General features: G+C 69.7%; 18 protein-coding genes. 7 read left to right on the top strand and 11 right to left on the bottom strand.

Annotated elements, in window-relative coordinates:
- Positions 1-8: 8 nt before the first annotated feature.
- The 3 genes from DEJ00_RS06775 to DEJ00_RS06765 are packed head-to-tail and all read right to left on the bottom strand — an operon-like array spanning position 9 to position 1,819.
- The gene (locus DEJ00_RS06775) at positions 9-962 is read right to left on the bottom strand and encodes an SDR family NAD(P)-dependent oxidoreductase (RefSeq protein WP_111056820.1); all 954 of its coding nucleotides are present in this window, start codon (positions 960-962) and stop codon (positions 9-11) included.
- 34 nt (positions 963-996) lie between these two features.
- Complete coding sequence (locus tag DEJ00_RS06770; protein ID WP_027465017.1) at positions 997-1,383, bottom strand: YchJ family protein; 387 nt, start codon at positions 1,381-1,383, stop codon at positions 997-999.
- A gap of 10 nt (positions 1,384-1,393) precedes the next feature.
- Positions 1,394-1,819, bottom strand: coding sequence for an organic hydroperoxide resistance protein (locus tag DEJ00_RS06765; protein ID WP_111056819.1), 426 nt, complete (start codon positions 1,817-1,819; stop codon positions 1,394-1,396).
- Positions 1,820-2,057: 238 nt separating this feature from the next.
- Here DEJ00_RS06765 and DEJ00_RS06760 point away from each other — a divergent pair, with 238 nt between their 5' ends.
- Positions 2,058-2,702: a hypothetical protein gene (locus DEJ00_RS06760; protein WP_111056818.1), complete on the top strand. Its 645-nt coding sequence runs from the start codon at positions 2,058-2,060 to the stop codon at positions 2,700-2,702.
- 106 nt (positions 2,703-2,808) lie between these two features.
- Positions 2,809-3,540 carry an SOS response-associated peptidase gene (locus DEJ00_RS06755; protein WP_111056817.1) on the top strand — a complete coding sequence of 244 codons (732 nt, stop codon included), beginning with the start codon at positions 2,809-2,811 and terminating at the stop codon, positions 3,538-3,540.
- Between the two features lie 85 nt (positions 3,541-3,625).
- On the opposite strand, the gene DEJ00_RS06750 is transcribed toward DEJ00_RS06755, so the two are convergent.
- The 3 genes from DEJ00_RS06750 to DEJ00_RS06740 all read right to left on the bottom strand — a co-directional run bounded on the left by DEJ00_RS06750 (position 3,626) and on the right by DEJ00_RS06740 (position 10,244).
- Positions 3,626-9,211 (bottom strand): Ig-like domain-containing protein, encoded by a 5,586-nt coding sequence (locus tag DEJ00_RS06750; RefSeq protein ID WP_146247891.1) that lies wholly within the window; start codon positions 9,209-9,211, stop codon positions 3,626-3,628.
- Between the two features lie 272 nt (positions 9,212-9,483).
- Positions 9,484-9,813 (bottom strand): hypothetical protein, encoded by a 330-nt coding sequence (locus DEJ00_RS06745; protein ID WP_027465012.1) that lies wholly within the window; start codon positions 9,811-9,813, stop codon positions 9,484-9,486.
- A 101-nt stretch (positions 9,814-9,914) separates the two neighbouring features.
- Positions 9,915-10,244, bottom strand: a complete 330-nt coding sequence (locus DEJ00_RS06740) for a hypothetical protein (RefSeq protein ID WP_071248415.1) — start codon at positions 10,242-10,244, stop codon at positions 9,915-9,917.
- Between the two features lie 259 nt (positions 10,245-10,503).
- On the opposite strand from DEJ00_RS06740, the gene DEJ00_RS06735 reads away from it, so the two are divergent.
- Genes DEJ00_RS06735 through DEJ00_RS06725 form a run of 3 tightly spaced genes read left to right on the top strand, consistent with a single transcriptional unit; the run spans position 10,504 to position 12,481 of the window.
- Positions 10,504-10,971, top strand: coding sequence for a VanZ family protein (locus tag DEJ00_RS06735; RefSeq protein ID WP_111056814.1), 468 nt, complete (start codon positions 10,504-10,506; stop codon positions 10,969-10,971).
- 14 nt (positions 10,972-10,985) lie between these two features.
- A complete protein-coding gene (locus tag DEJ00_RS06730) occupies positions 10,986-12,149 on the top strand; it encodes an ATP/GTP-binding protein (RefSeq protein WP_111056813.1) in 1,164 nt (387 codons plus the stop codon).
- Between the two features lie 41 nt (positions 12,150-12,190).
- The gene (locus DEJ00_RS06725; RefSeq protein WP_250895962.1) at positions 12,191-12,481 is read left to right on the top strand and encodes a hypothetical protein; all 291 of its coding nucleotides are present in this window, start codon (positions 12,191-12,193) and stop codon (positions 12,479-12,481) included.
- Between the two features lie 82 nt (positions 12,482-12,563).
- On the opposite strand, the gene DEJ00_RS06720 is transcribed toward DEJ00_RS06725, so the two are convergent.
- The 5 genes from DEJ00_RS06720 to DEJ00_RS06700 all read right to left on the bottom strand — a co-directional run bounded on the left by DEJ00_RS06720 (position 12,564) and on the right by DEJ00_RS06700 (position 18,614).
- A complete protein-coding gene (locus DEJ00_RS06720) occupies positions 12,564-13,121 on the bottom strand; it encodes a hypothetical protein (RefSeq protein WP_111056811.1) in 558 nt (185 codons plus the stop codon).
- A gap of 378 nt (positions 13,122-13,499) precedes the next feature.
- Positions 13,500-15,320 carry a DUF4012 domain-containing protein gene (locus DEJ00_RS06715; protein ID WP_111056810.1) on the bottom strand — a complete coding sequence of 607 codons (1,821 nt, stop codon included), beginning with the start codon at positions 15,318-15,320 and terminating at the stop codon, positions 13,500-13,502.
- 35 nt (positions 15,321-15,355) lie between these two features.
- Positions 15,356-16,327, bottom strand: a complete 972-nt coding sequence (locus tag DEJ00_RS06710) for a GDP-L-fucose synthase (protein ID WP_111056809.1) — start codon at positions 16,325-16,327, stop codon at positions 15,356-15,358.
- On the bottom strand, positions 16,327-17,355 hold the full coding sequence (gmd, locus tag DEJ00_RS06705; RefSeq protein ID WP_110864285.1) for a GDP-mannose 4,6-dehydratase: 1,029 nt from the start codon (positions 17,353-17,355) through the stop codon (positions 16,327-16,329). Before gmd ends, DEJ00_RS06710 begins: the two co-directional genes overlap by 1 nt.
- Positions 17,352-18,614: a glycosyltransferase family 4 protein gene (locus DEJ00_RS06700; RefSeq protein WP_111056808.1), complete on the bottom strand. Its 1,263-nt coding sequence runs from the start codon at positions 18,612-18,614 to the stop codon at positions 17,352-17,354. Before DEJ00_RS06700 ends, gmd begins: the two co-directional genes overlap by 4 nt.
- 128 nt (positions 18,615-18,742) lie before the next feature.
- Here DEJ00_RS06700 and DEJ00_RS06695 point away from each other — a divergent pair, with 128 nt between their 5' ends.
- Positions 18,743-19,891, top strand: a complete 1,149-nt coding sequence (locus DEJ00_RS06695; RefSeq protein WP_111056807.1) for a glycosyltransferase family 4 protein — start codon at positions 18,743-18,745, stop codon at positions 19,889-19,891.
- 59 nt (positions 19,892-19,950) lie between these two features.
- Positions 19,951-20,514 carry an acetyltransferase gene (locus tag DEJ00_RS06690; RefSeq protein WP_309148137.1) on the top strand — a complete coding sequence of 188 codons (564 nt, stop codon included), beginning with the start codon at positions 19,951-19,953 and terminating at the stop codon, positions 20,512-20,514.
- The last annotated feature ends 1 nt before the right edge of the window (position 20,515 follow it).

Below are 20,515 nucleotides of genomic sequence, written 5' to 3'. Positions count from 1 at the left end.
ACCCTCACTCAGCGGCGGGAACGCGCCTCGGCGTCGAGCAGCGCGACGGAGACGTCCCACAGGCGATCGGCCTGGTCCGGATCGAGTGCCCAGGGCAGCACCCCGTGCAGGCCGTCCTCGATCCGCTCCACCACCGCTGCTTCGTGGCAGTCCTCGAAGTACCGACCCGTGACCCCGTCGAGTTCCGGTGCGGTGGCGAGCAGGACCGAGGTCGCGGCTCCCTGCTCCGGGGACTTCACGGCGTCGGCCGCGGCGATCTTCGTGGCGGCCAGGACCTCCGGGTCCCAGTGCTTCTGCAGCCCGGTCCAGATCCCGCCGGGCATGAGGGCGTTCGCGGTGATGCCGTCGGCGGCCCACCGGCGGCTGGCAGCGACGGCGAACAGCACGTTGGCGGTCTTCGACTGCCCGTAGGCGAGTCCGGGCTCGTAGCGACGCCGGCGGAAGAACAGGTCGTCGAACACGACGGGCGAACCACCGTGTCCGCTCGACGACACCGAGACGATCCGTGCCGAACCCGAGGCAGCCAAGGAGTCGTGCAGCCCGAGCGCGAGGGCGAAGTGCCCGAGGTGGTTGGTCGCGAAGTGCGACTCCCACCCGGCGGGCGTGTACGACTCGGGCGCGTCCATGATGCCCGCATTGGCGACGAGCACGTCGAGCGGCCCCGACCACGCTGCGGTGAAGGCCTCGACGGAAGCCGGACGGTCCAGGTGCAGCTCGACGACGGCCGGTGCTTCCGTCCCCGTCGTCCGGGCGATGTCGTCCGCCACCCGTCGGCCGGCATCGACGTCCCGCACCGCGAGCGTCACGCGCGCCCCGGCTCCGGCGAGCGCTCGGGAGGTCTCCACGCCGATGCCGGACGCAGCACCGGTGACGACCGCGGTGCGCCCCGACAGGTCGAGGCCGTCGACGACCTCGGCGGCCGTGGTCCGGTCGCCGAAGCGGGTGAGGTCGCGTGCGGGCATGTGGGCTCCTGTCAGCTGGCGTGGTGCGCAGTCATCAGGCGACCACGCCGTCCACGTAGAACCATCGTCCCTGCTCGCGGACAAAGTCGCTCGTCTCCTCGAGCGTGCCGCGCTCGTCGTCGGAACGCCACCACGCGCGGAACGTGACGGTGCCGTGGGAGTCGAACGGGCCTCCCGAGGTGGTCGCCAGCACGTCCAACCGGGTCCAGCGCTGGGTCGGGTCCAACTCGAGGCCCGCGGGGCGGGTGCGCGGGTGCCAGGTGAGCAGCAGGTACTCCGGCAGGCCCAGCGCGAAGGCGCTGAAGCGGGAGCGCATGAGCCGTTCCGCGGTCGGCGCCACGGCCCCGGCGTGCAGGGGGCCGCAGCACTCCCCGTAGGGGTTGCCGCTCAGGCAGGGGCAGCGCGTCGTGTCGGTGACCACCGGCCGAACGCTAGTCGACGATGGACAGCGTGACGGTGATGTTGCCGCGGGTGGCGTTCGAGTACGGGCAGATCTCGTCTGCACGCTCGGCCAGGCGCTGGCGCTGCCCCTGCGGGGCGTTCGGGGCGTAGACGTCGAGCTCGACCGCGAGACCGAAGGCGCCGTTGCCGGTGCCGCCGATGCCGACCTCGGCGGAGACCTCGGCGCCGGTGGTGTCGACCTCGAGCTCCTTGCCGGCGGCGTGCAGGGCACCGAGGAAGCACGCGGCGTACCCGGCGGCGAAGAGCTGCTCGGGGTTCGTGCCCTCGCCGCTGCCGCCCATCTCCTTGGGCGGGCGGGTGTCGAGGTCGAGCCGGTCGTCCTCGCTGCGGACGTGTCCGTCGCGGCCGCCTCCGGTGGCGTGGGCAGCGGCGGTGTAGACGATGTCGAGACTCATGGTCCGAGGTCACCGTGCTCGCCTGGACGAATCCTGAGCGGCAGCACCACGTCGCGGGTGCGACGGCTCGGGGCGGGGAGCGCTCGGGCGTGTCCGGGTGGGGGCTGCGGGTGCGAGCGCGTCGCTTGGTGAGCAGAAGATGTCGAGTCCCTCGCCCGCACCCGACATCTTCTGCTCACGAACGAGAGGACGATCGACCGTCCGGGCACGGACACCGCGCGCCGGGTAGACATGACCCGTGTTCACGCTCGGCTGGCAGGTCTTCCGCCGGCACGTCACGGACGTGCTGGATCCGGCACGCGTCCGTCGCGCTGCCCGGTGGTCCGGGTTCGCGGCGGTCGTCGCGCTGGTTGGCATGGCCGTCCTGGAGGCCCGGGTCGACTGGACGGGGACCACCCCGGTCCGCAGCGTGGTCGCGATGGTGCTGCTGGCGCTCGGCGTCGGACTGCTCGCCTTCGCGTGCATCCCGACGTGGCAGCCGCCGGACCCCTCGACCACGATCAACGGTCGGCAGGTGCGGCCCTCGTGGCAGCTCGCCGCGCGGGGCGCCACGCAGCTCTACGTGCAGCGTCGTCCGGTGTCGGTCCTGCCGGAGCACCGCGACGTCGTCCGCACCGACACGGTCCTGCTGCGGCGGGGGCTGATCGGCACGCTCGCCCGGACGGCACCGTTGCTCGGTTCGGCTCTCGTCGCCGTCCTCGGGGCGTTCGTCCTCGGGCTCGCCACCTGGTTCCACGTGCTCTGGATCGCGGTCTACGCAATCGGGCTGTCGGAGTACGTCGTCCGCCTCGGCCGCTCCGAACGCGCCCGCCTGGCCGCCGAGTCCCTCGACCCGGTCCCGGAGACGCCCGCACCCGAGACCCCCGCCCGCCCCACTTCGTGAGCAGAAGCGGTCGAGTCGCTGTGGGGCACTCGACCATTCCTGCTCACGAAGCGGAACAGGACCCCCGACGCGCACCACTGTCGGCGGTGACGGGCACACTGGGCGCATGTGTGGAAGGTTCGTCGTCTCCGACACCACGGCCGATCTGTTGCCCGAGCTCATGGGCGAGCTCGCCGCCCGGACCGAGCACGTCGACGAGGACACCGGCGAGGTGCACCCCGGCCTCGCCCCGAGCTGGAACGTCGCCCCGACCGACCCCGTGTACGCCGTCCGCCAGCGGCACGGCGAACGGGAGCTCCCGCAGATCAGTTGGGGCTTCGTGCCGAGCTGGGCGAAGGACTTCCAGAAGCAGCGCCCGAAGCCGATCAACGCACGCATCGAGACGGTCGCGACGAGCGGCATGTTCAAGCGGGCCTTCGCCACGAACCGCTGCATCGTCCCGGCGCAGGGGTACTACGAGTGGGTGGTGCGCGAGGACGGCAAGGAACCCCACTTCGTGCACGAACCCGGCGGCGCCCTGGCGATGGCCGGCGTCGTGAGCGCCTGGCCCGACCCCACGAAGTCCGAGGGCGACCCGGACAAGTGGCGCCTGTCGCTCGCCATCATCACCCGTGACGCCCACGTCGCCCCGGGCGAGGTCCACGACCGCATGCCGGCGTTCCTGACGCCCGACGGCTACGACGACTGGCTCGGCGGCGACCTGCACGCCGACGACCTGCTGGCCCTGCTCGACCACGAGTCGCTGACGGTGGCCGCGGGCCTTGCGCAGTACGAGGTCTCCCGCACGGTGAACAGCGTGCGGAACGACGGACCGCAGCTCATCGCGCCCGTCGCGTAGGCGGTCGCGCCCCGCGCGCGGACAGGAGGCCCGGATCACCGCAGCGGGTCTGCTGCGGTGATCCGGGCCTCCAGTCCGGTGCCCGTTACGGACGTGCGCTGCGGCGGATGCCCGGCGCGACGCGGACCGCGATCCGTCGCCGGGTCACCAGGAGCACGCCCGCCAGCATGAGCGCGAGTGCCGCGAGCCCGAGCCCGACCAGTCCGGTCACGCCCGTGAAGGCGAGCTCGGTGCCGTGGACGAACGCGGCGAGCCCGGTCGGGAACGTGACCGTGACGGTCGCGGTGACCGTCTGACCCGCACTGTCGGTGATGGTGTAACCGACGAAGGTGGTTCCGGTGAAGCCGTCTTGCGGGGTGAAGACGACCCGGCCGTCGCGGATGGTCCACGTGCCCTGGTCGGCGACGACCACGCGGTCGGTCGGTGTGCCGGACTCCGGGTGGAGCAGGTGCAGCGTGCCCGGCTCGAACGTGGCGCCGCCGGTGGCGGAGTCGTTGTCGAGCGGATCCACGACGACCCGGTGTCCGACGATCCCGGTGGCGGAGTCGTCGGTGGCGACCGCCGCGGCGACCACGGTCATGGTCGCGGTGGCGGTGGCGGTCTGCCCCGAGGCGTCCGTCACCGTGTAGGTGAAGGTGTCCTTGCCGGTGAAGCCGGCGGCCGGGGTGTAGACGTACGCACCGTTCCGCTGGATCGTCACGGTGCCGTGGGCGGGCTTCCGGGCCGGGGCCGCGGTGAGGCCGGTGCCCTGGTCGTCGGCGAGCAGGCCGTGGCGGGCGTCACGGGTGACGGGCGTGCCGGACACGGTGTGCCCGGTGTCGTCCGCTGCGGCGATGCCGACCGTGATCGTGACGGTGGCGTCGACCTGCTGCTCCATCGAGTCCTGCGCACGGTACGTGACGGTGTCGGTGCCCGAGAAGCCCTTCGCCGGGGTGTAGACGAACGTGCCGTCGGCGGCGATGGTGGCCGTGCCGTGACGGGCCTGACCCGCCGCGACGACCGTCAGGGCGTCACCGTGGTCGTTGCCGAGCACGCCGTGGCCGGCGACCCGGACCGTCTTGCCGGCCGTGGTCGTCGCCTTGTCGTCCGTAGCGGCGGGGGCGACGTCGATCACGACGCGCGCGAACGCCGCGGTGCCGTCGGAGTCGTTGGCCGAGTAGGTGAACCAGTCACGGCCGGACCAGTTCGACGTGGGCGTGTAGACGTACGAGCCGTCCTTCTCGAGCGAGAGCTCCCCGTTGAACGGCTTCGTCTCCATGGCGGCCCAGAGTCCACGACCGGAGTCACCGACCAGCACACCCCTGTCGGCGGACATGCGCATGCTGCGGTTCGTCGACATCGTGTGCCAGTGGTCGACCGCGGCGACGCCGACGAGGACCGTGACCGTCGCGGTCGAGGTCCGTCCGGCGCCGTCGGTCACCGTGTACTCGAACGTGTCCGCGCCGGAGAAGCCCTTCGCCGGGGTGTAGACGAGCGAGCCGGGCTCGGTGCCCTCGGTCACGGTGCCGTGCTCGGCGCGGCCGTGCGCGGTGACGGCGAGGCCGGTGCCGCGGTCGTTGCCGGTCAGGGTCGCGCCGCTGATCGGCAGCGCGGTGTTCGCCGCGGTGCGCAGGGCGTCGGCGATCGCGGTCGGCGTGACGGTCACGGTGACGGTCGCCGTCGCGGTGCCGCCGGTCGGGTCGGTCACCGTGTAGGTGAACGTGTCCGTGCCGGAGAACCCGTCGGCGGGCGTGTACGTGACCGAGCTGGCAGCGGTCGCACCGCCGCCGGTGCCGCCGGCCGTCGTGCTGCCGGTGATCGCGGCGGTGCCGTGGCCGGGCTTCGACACCGCGGTGACGGCCAGCTTGGTGCCTGAGTCGTTGCCGGTGACGGCGACGTCGACCGGGGTCGCGGCGCTCGTCGTCGCGGTGTCCGCGGCGGCCTTGGGGGCGACGACGATCGTCACGGTGCCCGTGGTGGTCCCGCCGGAGCCGTCGGTGACCGTGTAGTCGAACCCGTCCGGGCCGGAGTAGCCCGGCTCGGGCTTGTACGTGTACGAGCCGTCCTCGTCGACCGTCACGTCGCCGTGCTCGGGCTCCGTGTGGTCGGTGACCGCCAGGTCGGTGCCTTTCGCACCGTCGAGCAGGCCGGTGCCGGCCGGCACGGTGGTGGTGGCGTCGGCCTCGGCCGAGGTCGACCCGCCGCCGGCGACCGGGGTGACGGTGACCGTCACGGTGCCGGTGTTCGTGGCGCCCGACGGGTCCGTCACCGTGTAGGTGACGGTGTCCGTGCCCGAGAAGCTGTCCTTCGGCGTGTACGTGATCGTGCCGTCGTCGTTGCGGGTCGCGGTGCCGTGGTCGCCGTGGGTGACGGACACGACGATCAGGCCGGTGCCGTGGTCGTTGCCCGTCAGGGCGCCGGAGGTGACCGTGGTGCTGCCACCCGCCGCGACGGTGACGGTGTCGGGCTCCGTGCCGGGGCGGACCGTGACCGTGACGGTGCCGGTGGTGGTGCGGCCGGCGGGGTCCGTCGCCGTGTAGGTGAAGGTGTCCGTGCCCGAGAAGCCGTCCTTCGGCGTGTAGGTGTACGAGCCGTTCGCCGCGAGCTCGACCGTGCCGTGTGCGGGCTGCTGGTCGACGGTCGCGGTCAGGCCGGTGCCCCGGTCGTTCGCGAGCACGCCGTCGCCCTTTGCGACGGTCAGCGTCGAGCCGGCCGTGGCGGTGGCGGTGTCGGCCGTGGCCCGGGGGCCGACGACGACCGTGACCGTGCCGGTGGTGGAGCGGCTGGCGGCGTCGGTCACCGTGTAGGTGAAGGTGTCCGTGCCGGAGAAGCCGTCGGCCGGGGTGTAGACGACGCGGCCGGTGGCACGGTCGAGCGAGACGGTGCCGCGGGCGGCGCCGGTCTCGCCGGTGCCGGTGCCGGTGCCGGTGCCGTTGCCGGCGGCCCCGCCTGGGGTCACGTCGGTCACGGTCAGTCCCGCTCCCCGGTCGTTGCCGGTCAGGGTGGCGGCGTCGAGGGTCAGCGCCTCGTCGGCCCGGGTCGACACCGTGTCGGCGGTCGCGACGGGTCGCACGGTGATCGTGACGGTCGCCGCACCGGTGGTGACTCCGCTGCCGTCGGCCACCGTGTAGGTGAACGAGTCGTTGCCGGACGCGCCGGCGGCCGGCGTGTACTCGACCGAGCCGTCCGCTGCGACGACGGCCGTGCCGTGGGACGGACCGGTGACGATCGTGGTCTCGAGGTCCGAGCCACGGTCGTTGGCCTGCACGTCGATCGTCACCGGGGTGCCGGAGTCCGTCGACGCGGTGTCGGCGCCGACGGTCGGGTTGACCGTGATGGTGACGGTCGCGGTGCTCGGCGAGCCGGAGCCGTCGACGGCCGTGTAGGTGAACGCGTCGGGGCCGGAGTACCCGTCGGCCGGCGTGTACGTGAACGTGCCGGTGGCCTTGTCGAGCGTCAGCGCACCGTGCGAGGGGGACGTGTTCGACGCCACGGTGAGCCCGGTGCCGGAGTCGTTGCCGAGCACACCGGTCGCGCGGGTGCCGGCGGTGGCCGTGCCGCCCGCGGCGACCTCGACGGTGTCGTCCTGTGCCGCGGGCGCGACCTGCACGGTCACCGTGACGGTGTCGGTCCCGCCGCTGCCGTCGGTCACGGTGTACGTGAAGGAGTCGGTACCGGAGAACCCGGCTGCCGGGGTGTACGAGTACGAGCCGTCGGGACGCACCGTCGCCGAGCCGTGCGCGGGGGCGCTGCTGCCGGTGACCGTCAGGCCGGTGCCCAGGTCGTTCGTGAGCACGTTGCCGGTCGTCGTCGACCCGGCCGTCGCGGCGACGGCGTCGGCCGTCGCGGTGGGCAGCACGGTGAGCCGCACCGTCGCAGTGACCGTCGCGCCGGAGCCGTCCTTCGCCGTGTACGTGAACGAGTCCGGGCCGGAGTACCCCTTGTCGGCGCCGTAGGAGAACGACCCGTCGGGGCCGATCTTCACCAGACCGTGCGACGGCTGGCCGCTGCCGGTGAGGGTCAGGTCCGACCCGCGGTCGTTCGTCAGGACGCCGTCCGCGGCGTTCACCTTGAGCACGGTGCCCGCGTGCACGCTGTACGCGTCGTCGGAGCCCTTCGGTGCGACGGTGACGGTCACGGTGCTGGTCGAGGTCTGCCCGGAGGAGTCCTTCGCCGTGTACTGGAACGTGTCCGAGCCGGAGAACCCGCCGGCCGCGGTGTACGTGTACGAGCCGTCGGCGGCGACCGTGGCGGTGCCGTGCGCCGGCGTGGTGTTCGAGACGACGGACAGGCCGGTGCCGCGGTCGTTCGCGAGCACGCCCGAGGCGGCCGGCACCGAGAGCGCCGTGCCGGTGGGGGTCGTGGCGGTGTCGCTGCTGGTGGAGACGTGCGTGGCCTTCAGCGTGTTCGTGAAGGTGACCAGGACGTCCGTGCCGTCCGCGGTGGTGGCCGCCGGGAACGTGAAGGTCCCCGTGGTGCCGGTGCCGCTGGCGACGGTCGTGCCGGTCGTCTGGTCCACCGCCTTCCACGTGGTGTCGTAGTTCGCCGGGTCGGTGGTGCCCGCGGCGGTCTGCTTGACCGTGTACTCCTTGTTCGGCGTCGTCAGGACGGCGCCGGCCTTCTGCGCCTGCACACCGGTGGCGGAACCGCTGGTCGTACCGGCGCTCCCCGGCTTGGTGGTGTCGATGCCGCCGCCGCTGATGGCCAGGGCGAACTGGTCGCCGCTGGTCCAGCGCTGGTCGACGCTCGCCGCACCCGTGACGGTGTCGGCGTAGTTGCAGCTCGCCAGGTCACTCGCGGCGTAGTTGCCGACGATGGGGAAGCTGCGGACCTCCTTGCCCGAGGTCGGATCGAGCTGGTAGATCGTGGTCGTCGCGACGCTGTTGGTCGTCACGGTGTTCGAGACGTAGAGGTAGCCGTCCGACGAGAACGCGATGCCGGGGCTGTTCGTGCCGGCGGGCAGGGTGGCGATCGCGCTGGTGGTCATCGCGGTCGTCCCCGAGGCCGTGGGGACGGCTTCCGTGTTCACCCGGTACACGGTGTCCGACGCGACGACGAAGAACAGCCCGCGCGAACTGAACGCGAAGTCGCCGTTGCCGTCCTTCAGGCCGTCGATCTGGCCGACCTGCCCGAGGTACTTGCCGCTCTTCGGGTCGTACGCTCCGAGCCAGCCCTTGTTGGAGCCGTAGTAGTAGATGCCCGTCACCGGGTTCACCGCACCACGGATCACCGAGCGGACGGACTCCGTCGCGACCGGGTCCGACGCGACACCGGTCTTCGGGTCGAACTGCCGCAGGGTCGCGGTCTGGTTGTTCGACGCCGCGAACATCGAGACGCCCTCGCGCGAGATGCCGAGAGCGTTGTTCGCGCCGGTGCCGAGGTTCGTGACGTCGGCGGTGGTGCCCCGCGAGGCCCCGGTGCTGATGTCGACCGCGACGACCTTGCCCGTGCCGTCGACCGCGTACAGCGTCTCCTGCGGGGTGCAGACCATGGCGCCGTCCTTCGTGGCGCTGACGGCCGAGGCCGGCGCAGCCGCGACGACCGCCGAGGTGGCGGTCAGCCCGGTGCCCACCAGGAGTGCCGCACCGAGCACGGCGACCGCGCGCAGGCCGGATCGGCGGGTGGCACGGGTGCCGGCAGGACGGCCGGGACCGTCGGCGGGCACAGCGGTGCCCGGGTTCGTACGCTGCATGATCACTTTCGGGTCGAGACGATGCGGGCACCGAAACCGACCGGAGGATCAGGGAGAACGGTCGTTGGCGCCAGGTTGATCCTGGCAGTTCCTCGGGTTCGGATGGGGACAACCGGGGTCCCCAATAGGGGGGACCACTCGTTCAGGGGCCACGCCGCAGCCTGGCCTGCCACGGCACGCCGGCGCGGTCCGATCACGCCCCGGGCTCACGGAAGAACCCCCGCCGGCAGGGCCGGCGGGGGTTCGAGGATCAGCGAGGGATCAGCAGCGGATCAGGCGGTCGGACGGATGACGTCCGGCAGCAGCACGTGCAGGCGTTCGGCCAGGCGTGCCTTCGCCTCGTCGAGGGAACGGAAGTCCCCGACGTACTCACCGAAGGTGTCGGCGACGAAGAAGTGGCTGCCCTGACGGTCGACGGTGCCGCCGTAGTAGCCGCCGTAGTTCGCGACCCACAGGCCCGTGTCGGCCTGGGCCCACGAGATGCGGACGGGGGCTGCCTGCACGGGAGCCACGACCTGGGCCTCGATCTCGGCGATGACCTCGATCGTCTGGGTGTCCAGGGTCACCTCGGCCTGCTGGCGGTGGGCGACGGTCGTGCTCATGGTCCTGCTCCTTCGTGCTGTGCTGCGTGCTGGGTGATGCCGGTGGTTCCGGGTGGTGCGGGCGTCGCGGCCGACGCCGGTGGAGCTGGTGTCCGCTGTCGTCACTCGACCGGCCGGATCACCGGCGGGAGCATGACGTGGAGCTGGTCCTCGAGCTTGGTCTGCGCCTCTTCGAGAGAGGAGAACTCGCCCACGACGAGCCCGAAGGTGTCGGAGGCCACGTAGCGGTCGTCGCGCTTGTCGACGCTGCCGCCGAAGTACCCGCCGTAGCCGGCGATCCACTCGCCCTGGTCTTCCTGCACCCAGGTGACCTTGGCGCGCTTGGGACGCGACGAGAGCGCTGCATCGGCTTCGAGGATCGCGATGGTGTCCACGGTGTCGGTGTCGAGGGTGACCTCGGCCTGCGTCGCGTTGTTCACGGTGATGCTCATGTCGCTCTCCTTCACGATCCGGGGTACATCTGCTGACACCAGAACGCTACGAGAAGTGCCGAGGGGATCGCCAGCGAGGCCCGTGAATTCACGGGTTCCGTCAATGCCACCCATCGGGCAGCCCCGGATTTCCGGGCAGGTGCGTCGCACTTCCGGGGTACAGCGTCAGGATCGGGGTACTCGTTTTCCGGATCGCCGCGATCGGGGGACGAAACGGCGCGGACACCTGCCTGGAGGCGCGACTCGCTAGCGTCGGCACGTGACCTCCGACAAGCCCCGCGTCGACGACCGCGCCCCGGCCACCTGGCGCAGCCGTCGGTTCGCGACGGGGCTGGCGATCGCCTACGGCGTCGCCCTGGCGCTCGTCGGGTTCTGGGGCTCCCCCGTCGACGCCGCAGGAGGCCCGTGGCTCACCCGCGCGCTCGCAGCCGCGCACCGTCACGGCCTGCCGGAGCGCATCGACTACGCCGCCGTCGAGTCCCTTGCGAACGTGGTCTACTTCGTGCCGCTCGGACTGCTCGTGGTGCTGCTCGCCGGAGCGCGGTGGTGGTGGGCCGCCATCGCCGCGGGGCTCGTCGTCAGCACGTGCATCGAGACCGGTCAGGCGCTGTTCCTGCCCGCCCGCACCGCGACCATCGACGACGTCGTCGCCAACGGCGTGGGGGCGGTCCTGGGGGCCGTGGTGGGCGTACTGCTGCTCAGCCGGGCGGCTCGGCGGCGAGCGTGACTACCGTTCACGGCATGAGCACACAGACGGACCCGTTGGAGCAACACGTCGCCGTGTTCGGAGGGAGCGGCAGCGGGAAGACCGTGCTGCTGTCGTCGTTCTACGGCGGCGCTCAGGAACCGAGCTTCCGCCGAGCGAAGGGGTACGCCGTCCGGGCCGTGGACAAGGCGCAGGGCCGGAAGCTGCACCAGAACTACCTCGGCATGCGGGATTCTGCGTCAGCCCCGACGGCGAACCGCTTCGCGTCGACGGAGTACGCGTTCACGATCGAACCGACGGTTGACACCACGTCGAAGTCGAAGGCCCGGGGAAAGCCGAAGGCCGCGAAGACACTCCGGGTCGTCTGGCACGACTACCCCGGAGAGTGGTTCGAGCAGGACCCGAGCTCAGCAGAGGAGGCGGAGCGGCGGGTCGAGACGTTCCGTTCGTTGCTCAGCGCCGACGTGGCGATCCTGATGGTGGACGGACAGCGTCTGGCGGAGCACTCAGGTGAAGAGGAACGGTACCTGAAGGCGTTGCTGACGGACTTCCACAGCGGGCTGTCCGAGCTCCGCGACGACGTGCTGAACGGCGGCCGACGGCTCGCTCGCTTCCCGCGCATCTGGGCGCTCGGCCTGTCGAAGGCCGACCTGCTTCCGGACGTCGACGTCGAGCGGTTCCGGGAACTCGTGCTCGGTAAGGCCGGTGAGGAGCTCGGGGAGCTCGAGACCGTCCTGAAGAGCTACGTGCAGGACCCGGACGCGCTCGACGTCGGCGAGGACTTCCTCCTGCTGTCCTCGGCGCGCTTCGAGCCGGGCAGGATCGACGTCGGCACCCGCACCGGCATCGACCTGCTCATGCCGATCACGGCCATGTTGCCGTTCGAGCGCTTCGCCAAGTGGGCCACGAACAAGCAGCGCGCAGCAGTGGCGGCCGAACAGCTCCTCAGGTTCGCTGGGCCGCTCCTGGGCTCCCTGGGGAGCAAGCGCCTGAAGCTGCCGACGCCGGTCGGTGCGCTCGTCGGCCTCATCGCCGGCGAGGCGGGCGTCCGCGGGGCGAACTACGCCGCCAAGCGCGTCGGCAAGCTGAAGAAGGCGGCGACCGCTGAGGCGGACTTCGTCACCACGGTGCTCGAGCGGTTCGCCGACGACCTCGACCGAGGTGTCGAGCAACGGATCCTTCGCCGAGGCGACGCATGATCTGGGCCACGCGTGGCCGGACGTGGGGTTTCCGATTCCTGATGCACGACGGAAGCGGAATTGATCCGCTCCGCGCCTACGACGAGGCGTTCGACGGAGTCGGTGATGCGACCGCGGTCCTCCGACACAAGGACGGGTGCGCAGCGCTGCGGTTCGACGACCCCGAGGGTCGGCGTGACCGTGCAGGTCGGCCGATCCCCCACGAGTTCGTGCTCTTCCCGCCGCTGAGCGAGCGCATCCGTTCGATGGACGCTGCCGTGACAGAAGTCTGGCCGCTGGTTCGTGACCGGTACGCCGCCGTGTGGGACCAGCCGACCCCACCCGATTCCTGACGTCGGCCCGGGCGGACGGACCCCGAGCACGACGAAGCCCCCGGAGCAGTTGCTCCGGGGGCTTCGTTCAGTGCGTTGAGACTCAGACGGACTCGCGCTGGCGGCGGACCGAGCCGCGGACCAGCAGGAGGCCACCACCGAGGACGACTGCGCCGCCGGCGACCCAGAGGGCCAGGGCGGAGACGGTCGAACCCGTGAAGGCCAGCGTGCCGTCGGTGCCGTTGCCAGCACCAGCGGCGGGAACCGCAGCAGCGTCAGCCGGGGCGACGGTGAAGGCCGCGAAGCCGACGACGCCCGAGGTGGCGCCGGTGGCCGTCAGGTTGTAGGTGCCCGAGGCGCCCTGGGGGAACGTGACCTTGACGACGAGCGAGCCGTCCGAAGCGGCCGTGTAGGTCTTCGAGACGGTCGTGGTCGGCAGCGCGCCGAGCGTGACCGCACCGGCACCGGTGACCTGGACGTTGACGGTCTCGTTGTCCTGGAAGGCACCCGGCGTGAAGCTCACGGCCGCGGTGCCACCGGCGACGGCGGTGCCGGAGACGGAGACGTCGGAGTCAGGCGTGTAGCCGGCGGCGTTGGCGACGGCCGGAGTGGCGAGCAGTGCGGCGCCAGCCAGCACCACCGCTGCGATGAGCTTCTTCATGAATGGTTCCCCTAAAGATCTGAAAATCCAGACCCTGACACCCAGAGCCCGCTGTTCGCCGGTGGTTGACCCCAGCCACAGAAATGGCGGTTGTTATGGCGAAGTTGTCTCAATCTAGCGGACTTTCCCAGCTTGGTACCAGATCACGTGGATTTCGGTCATTGGTCGACGTGTGTTCATCCGCGTTCACTGCCCGCCGCACGGCCCAAGCGTCGGTCGATCGAGGCCTTAGGTGCCAGAAACCCCAGGTGAGAGGCCCTCACGGTGCGCGCTAGAGCACGCTGTGCGTCAGATCAAGGACCTTTGGACCCGGACAGGTTGGTCTTCTGCCCCTCGGAGTGGGGGCACTCCGCGGTTCGCTTTCCGGAGCTTCCGATGTCAGCCAGCGGCGAGCGGCTGCTCGCAGTCGAACGTGAGGGGCTTCGTCTCGGCCTGCCGGACACCGGGAGTCGAGTTCGCCTGCACCGCTGCCTTCGCGTACTTCGCCTCGCCGAGGAACGCGACGCGGTAGGTCAGGCTCTCGCCGGGGGCGAGCAGGGTCTGCAGCTGGGCCACGGGATGCCCACCGTCGGTCGCCGTCTGCACGGCGGTCGTCTTGCCGTCCTTCGTGGCACCGAGGAAGATCGCGTCCTCGGGCGCGTACGCGGCGAGCAGGGTCTTGATCTTGCCGGGCTCGACGCCGAAGTCCCCACCGCCGGTGACGTACTCGGGGAGACTGGTCGCCGCATCGGCTGGTGCCGTGTTCTTGATGGTGATCTGGACGACGGACGTCGGACGCCCGTCCTTCCGGCACACCGAACTGCCGACGGAGACGCTCTTGTCGAGGTAGTAGTCCATCTTCGAGCCGGTGCCGTCGTTCAGGTAGACGGCGAACTGGCTCGAGTCAGCGGTCGCCGTCGGCAACTCGCCGGCAACCGGTGTCCCGCTGATGCGGCGCTGCTCGGCCTTGTCCGCGCTCCAGAGCCGCAGGCGGCCCTCATCAGCGCTCTGGGTCAGCGCAGACACGAAGGCCTTCGTGTCGAACCCGCCCGAAGAAACCTTGGCGAAGACCGCGCTGGCGGCGGATGCGAAGAACGCGTCCTGCACGGCCGGGTCTGGGTACTTGGCGTACACATCGCTCAGCAGCAACGGGACCGCGTTGTCCGCGGTCAGGGTGTCGCCGGTCGGAAGCTGCACGGGGCCGGTCGCCCTGAGCAGGTAGCTCAGCGTCACGGGATCGATGGCGAGTACGCCGTCGACCTGCTGCGCGAACCGCTGCTTCCACATCTCCCGCGCGAGCTTCGCCGACACGTCGAAGCGCGGCGTGAGCGTGACGTCCAGCATGTACTCGCCGGTGATGTCTCCGTAGAGCCCACGCGTGTCGTCGGTCAGCGGGAGTACCGGCTTGTCGTACGGTCCGAAGGACGACCCGGACGCTTGGCTCCCCAAGTTGATCGCACCGTCCTTCACCTGCAGGAGCGCCACTGCCCCGGGGATGCCGCCGCCCGCGCGCAACTCGGCGTTGTTCTGGAACAGCAGCAGGTAGTTCCGGTCCCCGTCATGGCCGAGCATGGCCGGCGCGAGGTGCACGATGCGGTTCGCTGCGACCGCCTGCTCGGACGCTGACGACAGGGCGTTCCGCAGCTGCCCCACCGCCGTGGTGACGGGCGACAGCGTTCCGCTGGTGTCGATCCGCGCCGCGTCGGTGCGTGCCTGCTGGAGCGTCTTCGTGGCCTCGGCGACCGCCGGCTGCGCGTCCTCGATCGGCTGGAGGTCGATCCTGCCGTTCTTCGGCGCGAACGAGTCCGACCCGAGCCCTCCGATGACGCGGGCAACCGGACTGACGGCGCCGCTGGCCACGTCGTCGACAATCACCGACACGTCACGCACGGCCCGCAGGTTCGTCCCGAAGAACGGCACGGACTGCGCCGCACCCCAGACGGGGTCACCGGTCAGCGATCGCGCCGACGCTGCTTCGTCCTCGAGGTGGCGCGCTGTCTTCTGGGCGGCGGCGGTGTCGCCGCCGGTCAGCTGGGACCGAAGCGTGTCGACGTCCCCGACGGCGCGCTCCAGGTGCCCCTTGGCGAGCATGCCGCGGACACCGACCCAGGCGACGGCGAGGATCAGCAGCAGGACAAGGGCGAGGACGACCCACAGGACGATCCGGGCCCTGGACCCCCGGCGTACTGCAGTGCGTCGCGACTCGGGCGCGTCGGACATGTGGCGATCCTACGGTTCCGCGCGTCCGACAACCGTCACTGACGGACGGAATCCGCGTGTTCGCGGTACCAGTCGATGGTGCTGCGAAGCCCGTCCTCGAGACCGATCTGCGCCGTCCATCCAGCGTCTGCCAGCTTCGACACGTCGAGCAGCTTCTGCGGAGTACCGTCCGGCTTGGTGGTGTCCCAGACTGTCTCGCCCTCGAACCCGACGATCTTGCCGATGGTCTCCGCGATTTCCTTGATCGTGACGTCCGATCCGGTACCGACGTTGACCTGGTCAGGACCGTCGTAGTGCTCCATGAGGTGGAACACTGCTGCCGCCATGTCGTCGACGTGCAGGAACTCACGACGGGGAGACCCGGTCCCCCAGTTCTCGACGGTCGACGCACCGCTGCGAGCGGCTTCGTCGTACCGGCGGATGAGTGCCGGCAGGACGTGGGAGCCGGTCGGCGAGAAGTTGTCGCCCGGGCCGTAGAGGTTGGTCGGCATGGCCGAGATCCACGGACGGCCGAACTGCCGACGGACGGCCTGCACCTGCAGGATGCCGGCGATCTTCGCGATGGCGTACGCGTCGTTCGTCGGTTCGAGATGCCCCGTGAGCAGCGCGTCCTCATGGATCGGCTGCTCGGCCATCTTCGGGTAGATGCAGGACGAGCCGAGGAACACGAGCCGTTCGACGCCGTGCTCAACCGCGGCATCCATCACGTTGACCTGGATCTGCAGGTTCTCGCTCAGGAAGTCGTGCGGATAGGTGTTGTTCGCCATGATCCCGCCGACCTTGGCAGCGGCGAGCACGACGTGCTTCGGCTGCTGGTCCGCGAAGAAGGCGAAGACTGCGCCGCGGTCCTTGAGGTCGAGCTCGGACGAGGTGCGCCCGACCACGTCCGTGAAACCCTCCGACTCGAGCTTGCGCCAAACCGCCGAGCCCACCAGACCACGGTGTCCCGCGACGTAGACGCGATCAGCCCGGTTGATCGGACCGGCGGTGAAGTCGGTCGTGGCCATCAGGAACCCCAGCTCTCGAGTCGGACGGTGTCGATCCACGGACGGCCCTCGTGCTCGAGCGCTGAGATGTCGGCGTCGACCATGATCCTCGCCAGCTCGGCGGTGTCGACGGTCGCCTCCCAACCGAGCTTCTCCTTCGCCTTCGAGGCGTCGCCGACGAGGGCGTCCACCTCGCTCGGTCGCAGGTACCGTTCGTCGAACCGAACGTGGTCCTCCCAGTTCAGCCCGGCGTGCGAGAACGCGGTGGTGAGGAAGTCCTTGACCGTGAAGTCGCCACCGGTCGCCAGGACGAAGTCGTCCGGCTCGTCGACCTGCAGCATCCGCCACATGCCCTCGACGTACTCGGCGGCGTACCCCCAGTCGCGGACGGAGTCGAGGTTTCCGAGGTACACGTGGTCCTCGAGGCCGGCCTTGATCCGAGCAACCGCACGGGTGATCTTCCGGGTGACGAACGTCTCACCGCGACGCGGGGACTCGTGGTTGAACAGGATGCCGTTCACCGCGAACATGCCGTAGGCCTCGCGGTAGTTCCGGGTCACCCAGTAGCTGTAGACCTTCGCTGCGCCGTACGGGGAACGCGGCCAGAACGGCGTCTCTTCGTTCTGCGGCGGCGGGGTGGCGCCGAACATCTCGGAAGAGGACGCCTGGTAGAAGCGCGTGTGGATGCCGGACACCCGGACCGCCTCGAGCATGCGCATGGTGCCGACGCCTGTCACGTCTCCGGTGTGCTCCGGCTCGTCGAACGACACCCGCACGTGCGACTGCGCCGCGAGGTTGTAGACCTCGTCGGGCTTCAGCTCGCTGAGCAGGCTGACGAGCCGCGCACCGTCTCCCAGGTCTCCGTAGTGCAGGAACAGCTTCGCGTCGGGGTTGTGCGGGTCAACGTACAGGTGGTCGATACGCGAGGTGTTGAACGTGGAGGCACGACGGATGAGTCCGTGCACCTCGTACCCCTTCCGGAGCAGCAGCTCGGCCAGGTACGAGCCGTCCTGTCCGGTGATACCCGTGATGAGCGCGCGCTTGGTCAATCGTTCCCCGATCCCGTGGATGTGTCCGTCGGACGCCCCTGCGCCAACCCTTGCAGCAGTTGAGCATATGTGTCGAATGATGCGCGGCTCGACAATCGCTCGTCTCGAAAACGCCGACCTGCTTGGCCCAATTCCGCAGAGCGAACGCTGTCCCCGCCGAGCATCTCCGCTGCTGAAAGGAGGGCCTGAGGATCACCTGCAGGCACAGAAGTTCCACCTCCGGACAGGAGGATCTCGCTCTCGGTGACGCTGCCAGGGTCAGTAGCAGCAATCACCGGAAGGCCGGTACTGAAGTACGACGTGAGCTTGCTGGGCACTGCCATACCCGCTACACCGGGCTTTTCGTTCACGAGGAGGACATCGGCCGCAGCCAGCGCACGGCGGAAGGCGTTGTCCGAAAGCGATGGAAGCATCCGTAACGCCTCGACGCCCTTCGCCGCTTGCTCAAGCACCGTGCGCTGGTTCCCGTCGCCCAGCAGAACGAAGCGAACATGACTGCCTTGCCCAGAGGCCAGCCGTGCAGCCTCCACAACGTTCTCAAGCCCCTGCTTGACGCCCATGTTCCCCGCGTGGAGGACGATGATGTCGTCGTCGGCCCACCCGAAATCGCTGCGCGCCGACGCACGGTCGACGATCTCGATCTCCTCGAGGTGTGACCAGTTCCGGACCACGGTGACGTTGCTGGGCGGGACGTTCATCCGCTCCACCACGGTGTCTCGGAATCGCTCGTGGATGACGACGACGCCGTCGGCCCGTCGAAGGAGCCATCCTTCGAGCCGCGCGACCGCTCGCGCCATCAACCCAGGACGCTCACCGAGTTCGTCGAGGCCTAGCGAATACAGGTCTTGAACCCAGACGACCACTGGCGCCCGGGTGGACAGTCGCGAGCGGACGAAGCTGATCGCGCTCGACAACAAAGCCGGCGACACAAGGACCACCACATCGGGTCGGCCGAAGCGGGTCGCACTCGAGACGATCCCGAACGAGATCTCGGAGAGCGCCCGAGCGAGTCCCCCGGGCTTCGATGGCAAGCGGTGCCGAAAACGCTCGATGCGAACGCCCGCCCGCTTCTCACGTGTGTGTCGCTCTGGGTCTCCGTCGAACCGCCACTGCGGGTAATGGGCGTGCGCGGTGAGCACCCGTGCGCGTCCTCCGCGACGCACCAGGTCCTCTGTGAGGCCAGTCGAGTACGGCGCGATACCCGTGGTCTCCGGGGCGAAGTTGATGCCGATCAGCAGAACCGACAGGGGACTCGTCACCGGGTGAACATAACAGTCGTACGGCTTCAGGCTCGCATGGGAAGCGCGATGTCCGAATCGAGAGATGCTCTAGGACGCGTGCTGCATCCGGCTACCCTGTGCCTTGTCAATTCGAGAGAAGGTTCGCAATGGCGCGAGTCGTGATCATGCAGCCGTACGTCCCGTCGTACCGGGTTCCGCTCTTCGCCGAACTCGCAACGCGCCTTCGGAAGCAGGGACACGAGTTGGTCATCGCAAGCGGTGAACCCACCGGCTCGCAGGCAGACCGGCATGACAGCGCATCACTGGAGGGCGTTCGAGAACGTTTCGTCCGAACAAGCTCCCTGAGGATTGGGCCGGTTCACTTCCGCTTCGGGTGGGGACGGAGCGCTTGGCGCGACGCGGACGTCATCGTTGCGGAGCTGGCAGCCGGGTCTCTCACGACGTACGGGGCGCTGATGCAACGGCGCCGACCCGTCGCGGTGTGGGGGCACGTTGACTCCTTCGTCCAACCGGACACGGCACTCGGCCGGGCACTTCGGCGATGGCAGGCGCGCACGTCGTCCCGCGTGCTCGCATACACCACGCGGGGGGCGACGCTCGCTCGCCGATGGGGGGTCCCGGCAGAAAGGGTGACCAATCTCCAGAACACTGTCGACACTGCCGATCTGAGTCATGCGATGGAGCAACGACGCTCGATCGACCCGCAGGCGATTCGCGAGCGTCTCGGGCTGGATGGTGGGCCCGTGTTCGCGATGATCGGAGGCATAGACGAGGTCAAGCGTGTCGATCTCGTTGTCGCAGCGCTTGATGTCCTTTGGCAGACGCATCCGTCAGTCCAGTTGGTGGTGGGCGGCCGGGGTGGGCTCGAGCCGGAGTTCAAGCGCTCGCGCGACCGCGGCCAGGTCCGGATGCTCGGGTATGTCGAGGCCGCGACGAAGGCGGACATCGCGCGAGTTGCCGTCGCCCTCCTCAACCCTGGCCGGGTCGGTCTGGTGGCCGTCGAGAGCATGGCGTTGGCGCTCCCGATCATCACGACGCGAGGGACTCGGCACGGACCGGAGTTCGACTATCTCGAGCCGGGGACGGACTGCCTGGTGTGTGCACCGGAACCGACTGCGCTGGCGGAAGCCATGACGTCGCTCGCTGACCACCCGGAGGCCGCAAATCGGCTCGCCTCCGCGGTCGCGGCCAAGGGTCCGGCATTCGCCCTGGCAGGCATGGTGGACCGGTACGCCGATGCGATCGATTCACTGCTGCAAAGCATCAAGACGAGATCTGGTCACCCTAAGATGTGATGAGACGAGGTCGCTCCTCGCAGGCAGAGGGAAATCCGGGACTCATGGCAGGGGACGTCGTGCGCGTCATCAAGCTCAAGGCTGCGCCAGGAGAGCGAAGCACGTGGGGCCGTTCGAAGCTAGCGGTCTACGCGTGGGGGGTCGCGGAACTGCTCTTCGTGACCAATCCCTGGCAGATCTCGTCGAAACTCCGAGTGAGGGTTCTCCGGGCCTTCGGGGCCGAGATCGGCGACGGAGTGATCTTCCGACCCAGGACCCGAGTGCGCTTCCCTTGGAAGCTCCACATCGGTGCCGACAGTTGGATCGGGGAAGGTGTCTGGTTCCACAACCAGGACCACATCCACATCGGCAACGACGTAGTGATATCGCAAGAGACGTTCCTCACGACCGGGAGTCACGCGCATCGGCGCGACATGAGTTTGATCACCAGACCAATCGTCATCGAGCCCGGGGTCTGGGTGACTTCGCGTTGCATGGTCGTCGGCGGCGCAGTCATCGGCACCTCGAGCCTCATCAAACCGATGAGCCTCGTCGAGGGACACCTCCCTGCCAACTCGATTGCAGAAGGGCGACCAGCTCAGATTGTCGGTGTTCGCTTCACCGAAGGGGCGCAAGAAGGGTGAG

Source organism: Curtobacterium sp. MCLR17_039 (assembly GCF_003234745.1).
Classification (GTDB): Bacteria; Actinomycetota; Actinomycetes; order Actinomycetales; family Microbacteriaceae; genus Curtobacterium; species Curtobacterium flaccumfaciens.
This window is presented reverse-complemented; position numbering and strand designations above follow the sequence as displayed.

What these genes read in the sequence shown, in the direction of transcription:
- DEJ00_RS06775 (WP_111056820.1), bottom strand. Translation starts at nt 962, where the DNA reads ATGCCCGCACGCGACCTCACCCGCTTCGGCGACCGGACCACGGCCGCC.
- DEJ00_RS06765 (WP_111056819.1), bottom strand. Translation starts at nt 1,819, where the DNA reads ATGAGTCTCGACATCGTCTACACCGCCGCTGCCCACGCCACCGGAGGC.
- DEJ00_RS06755 (WP_111056817.1), top strand. Translation starts at nt 2,809, where the DNA reads ATGTGTGGAAGGTTCGTCGTCTCCGACACCACGGCCGATCTGTTGCCC.
- DEJ00_RS06750 (WP_146247891.1), bottom strand. Translation starts at nt 9,211, where the DNA reads ATGCAGCGTACGAACCCGGGCACCGCTGTGCCCGCCGACGGTCCCGGC.
- DEJ00_RS06745 (WP_027465012.1), bottom strand. Translation starts at nt 9,813, where the DNA reads ATGAGCACGACCGTCGCCCACCGCCAGCAGGCCGAGGTGACCCTGGAC.
- DEJ00_RS06740 (WP_071248415.1), bottom strand. Translation starts at nt 10,244, where the DNA reads ATGAGCATCACCGTGAACAACGCGACGCAGGCCGAGGTCACCCTCGAC.
- DEJ00_RS06730 (WP_111056813.1), top strand. Translation starts at nt 10,986, where the DNA reads ATGAGCACACAGACGGACCCGTTGGAGCAACACGTCGCCGTGTTCGGA.
- DEJ00_RS06725 (WP_250895962.1), top strand. Translation starts at nt 12,191, where the DNA reads ATGCACGACGGAAGCGGAATTGATCCGCTCCGCGCCTACGACGAGGCG.
- DEJ00_RS06720 (WP_111056811.1), bottom strand. Translation starts at nt 13,121, where the DNA reads ATGAAGAAGCTCATCGCAGCGGTGGTGCTGGCTGGCGCCGCACTGCTC.
- DEJ00_RS06715 (WP_111056810.1), bottom strand. Translation starts at nt 15,320, where the DNA reads ATGTCCGACGCGCCCGAGTCGCGACGCACTGCAGTACGCCGGGGGTCC.
- DEJ00_RS06710 (WP_111056809.1), bottom strand. Translation starts at nt 16,327, where the DNA reads ATGGCCACGACCGACTTCACCGCCGGTCCGATCAACCGGGCTGATCGC.
- DEJ00_RS06695 (WP_111056807.1), top strand. Translation starts at nt 18,743, where the DNA reads ATGGCGCGAGTCGTGATCATGCAGCCGTACGTCCCGTCGTACCGGGTT.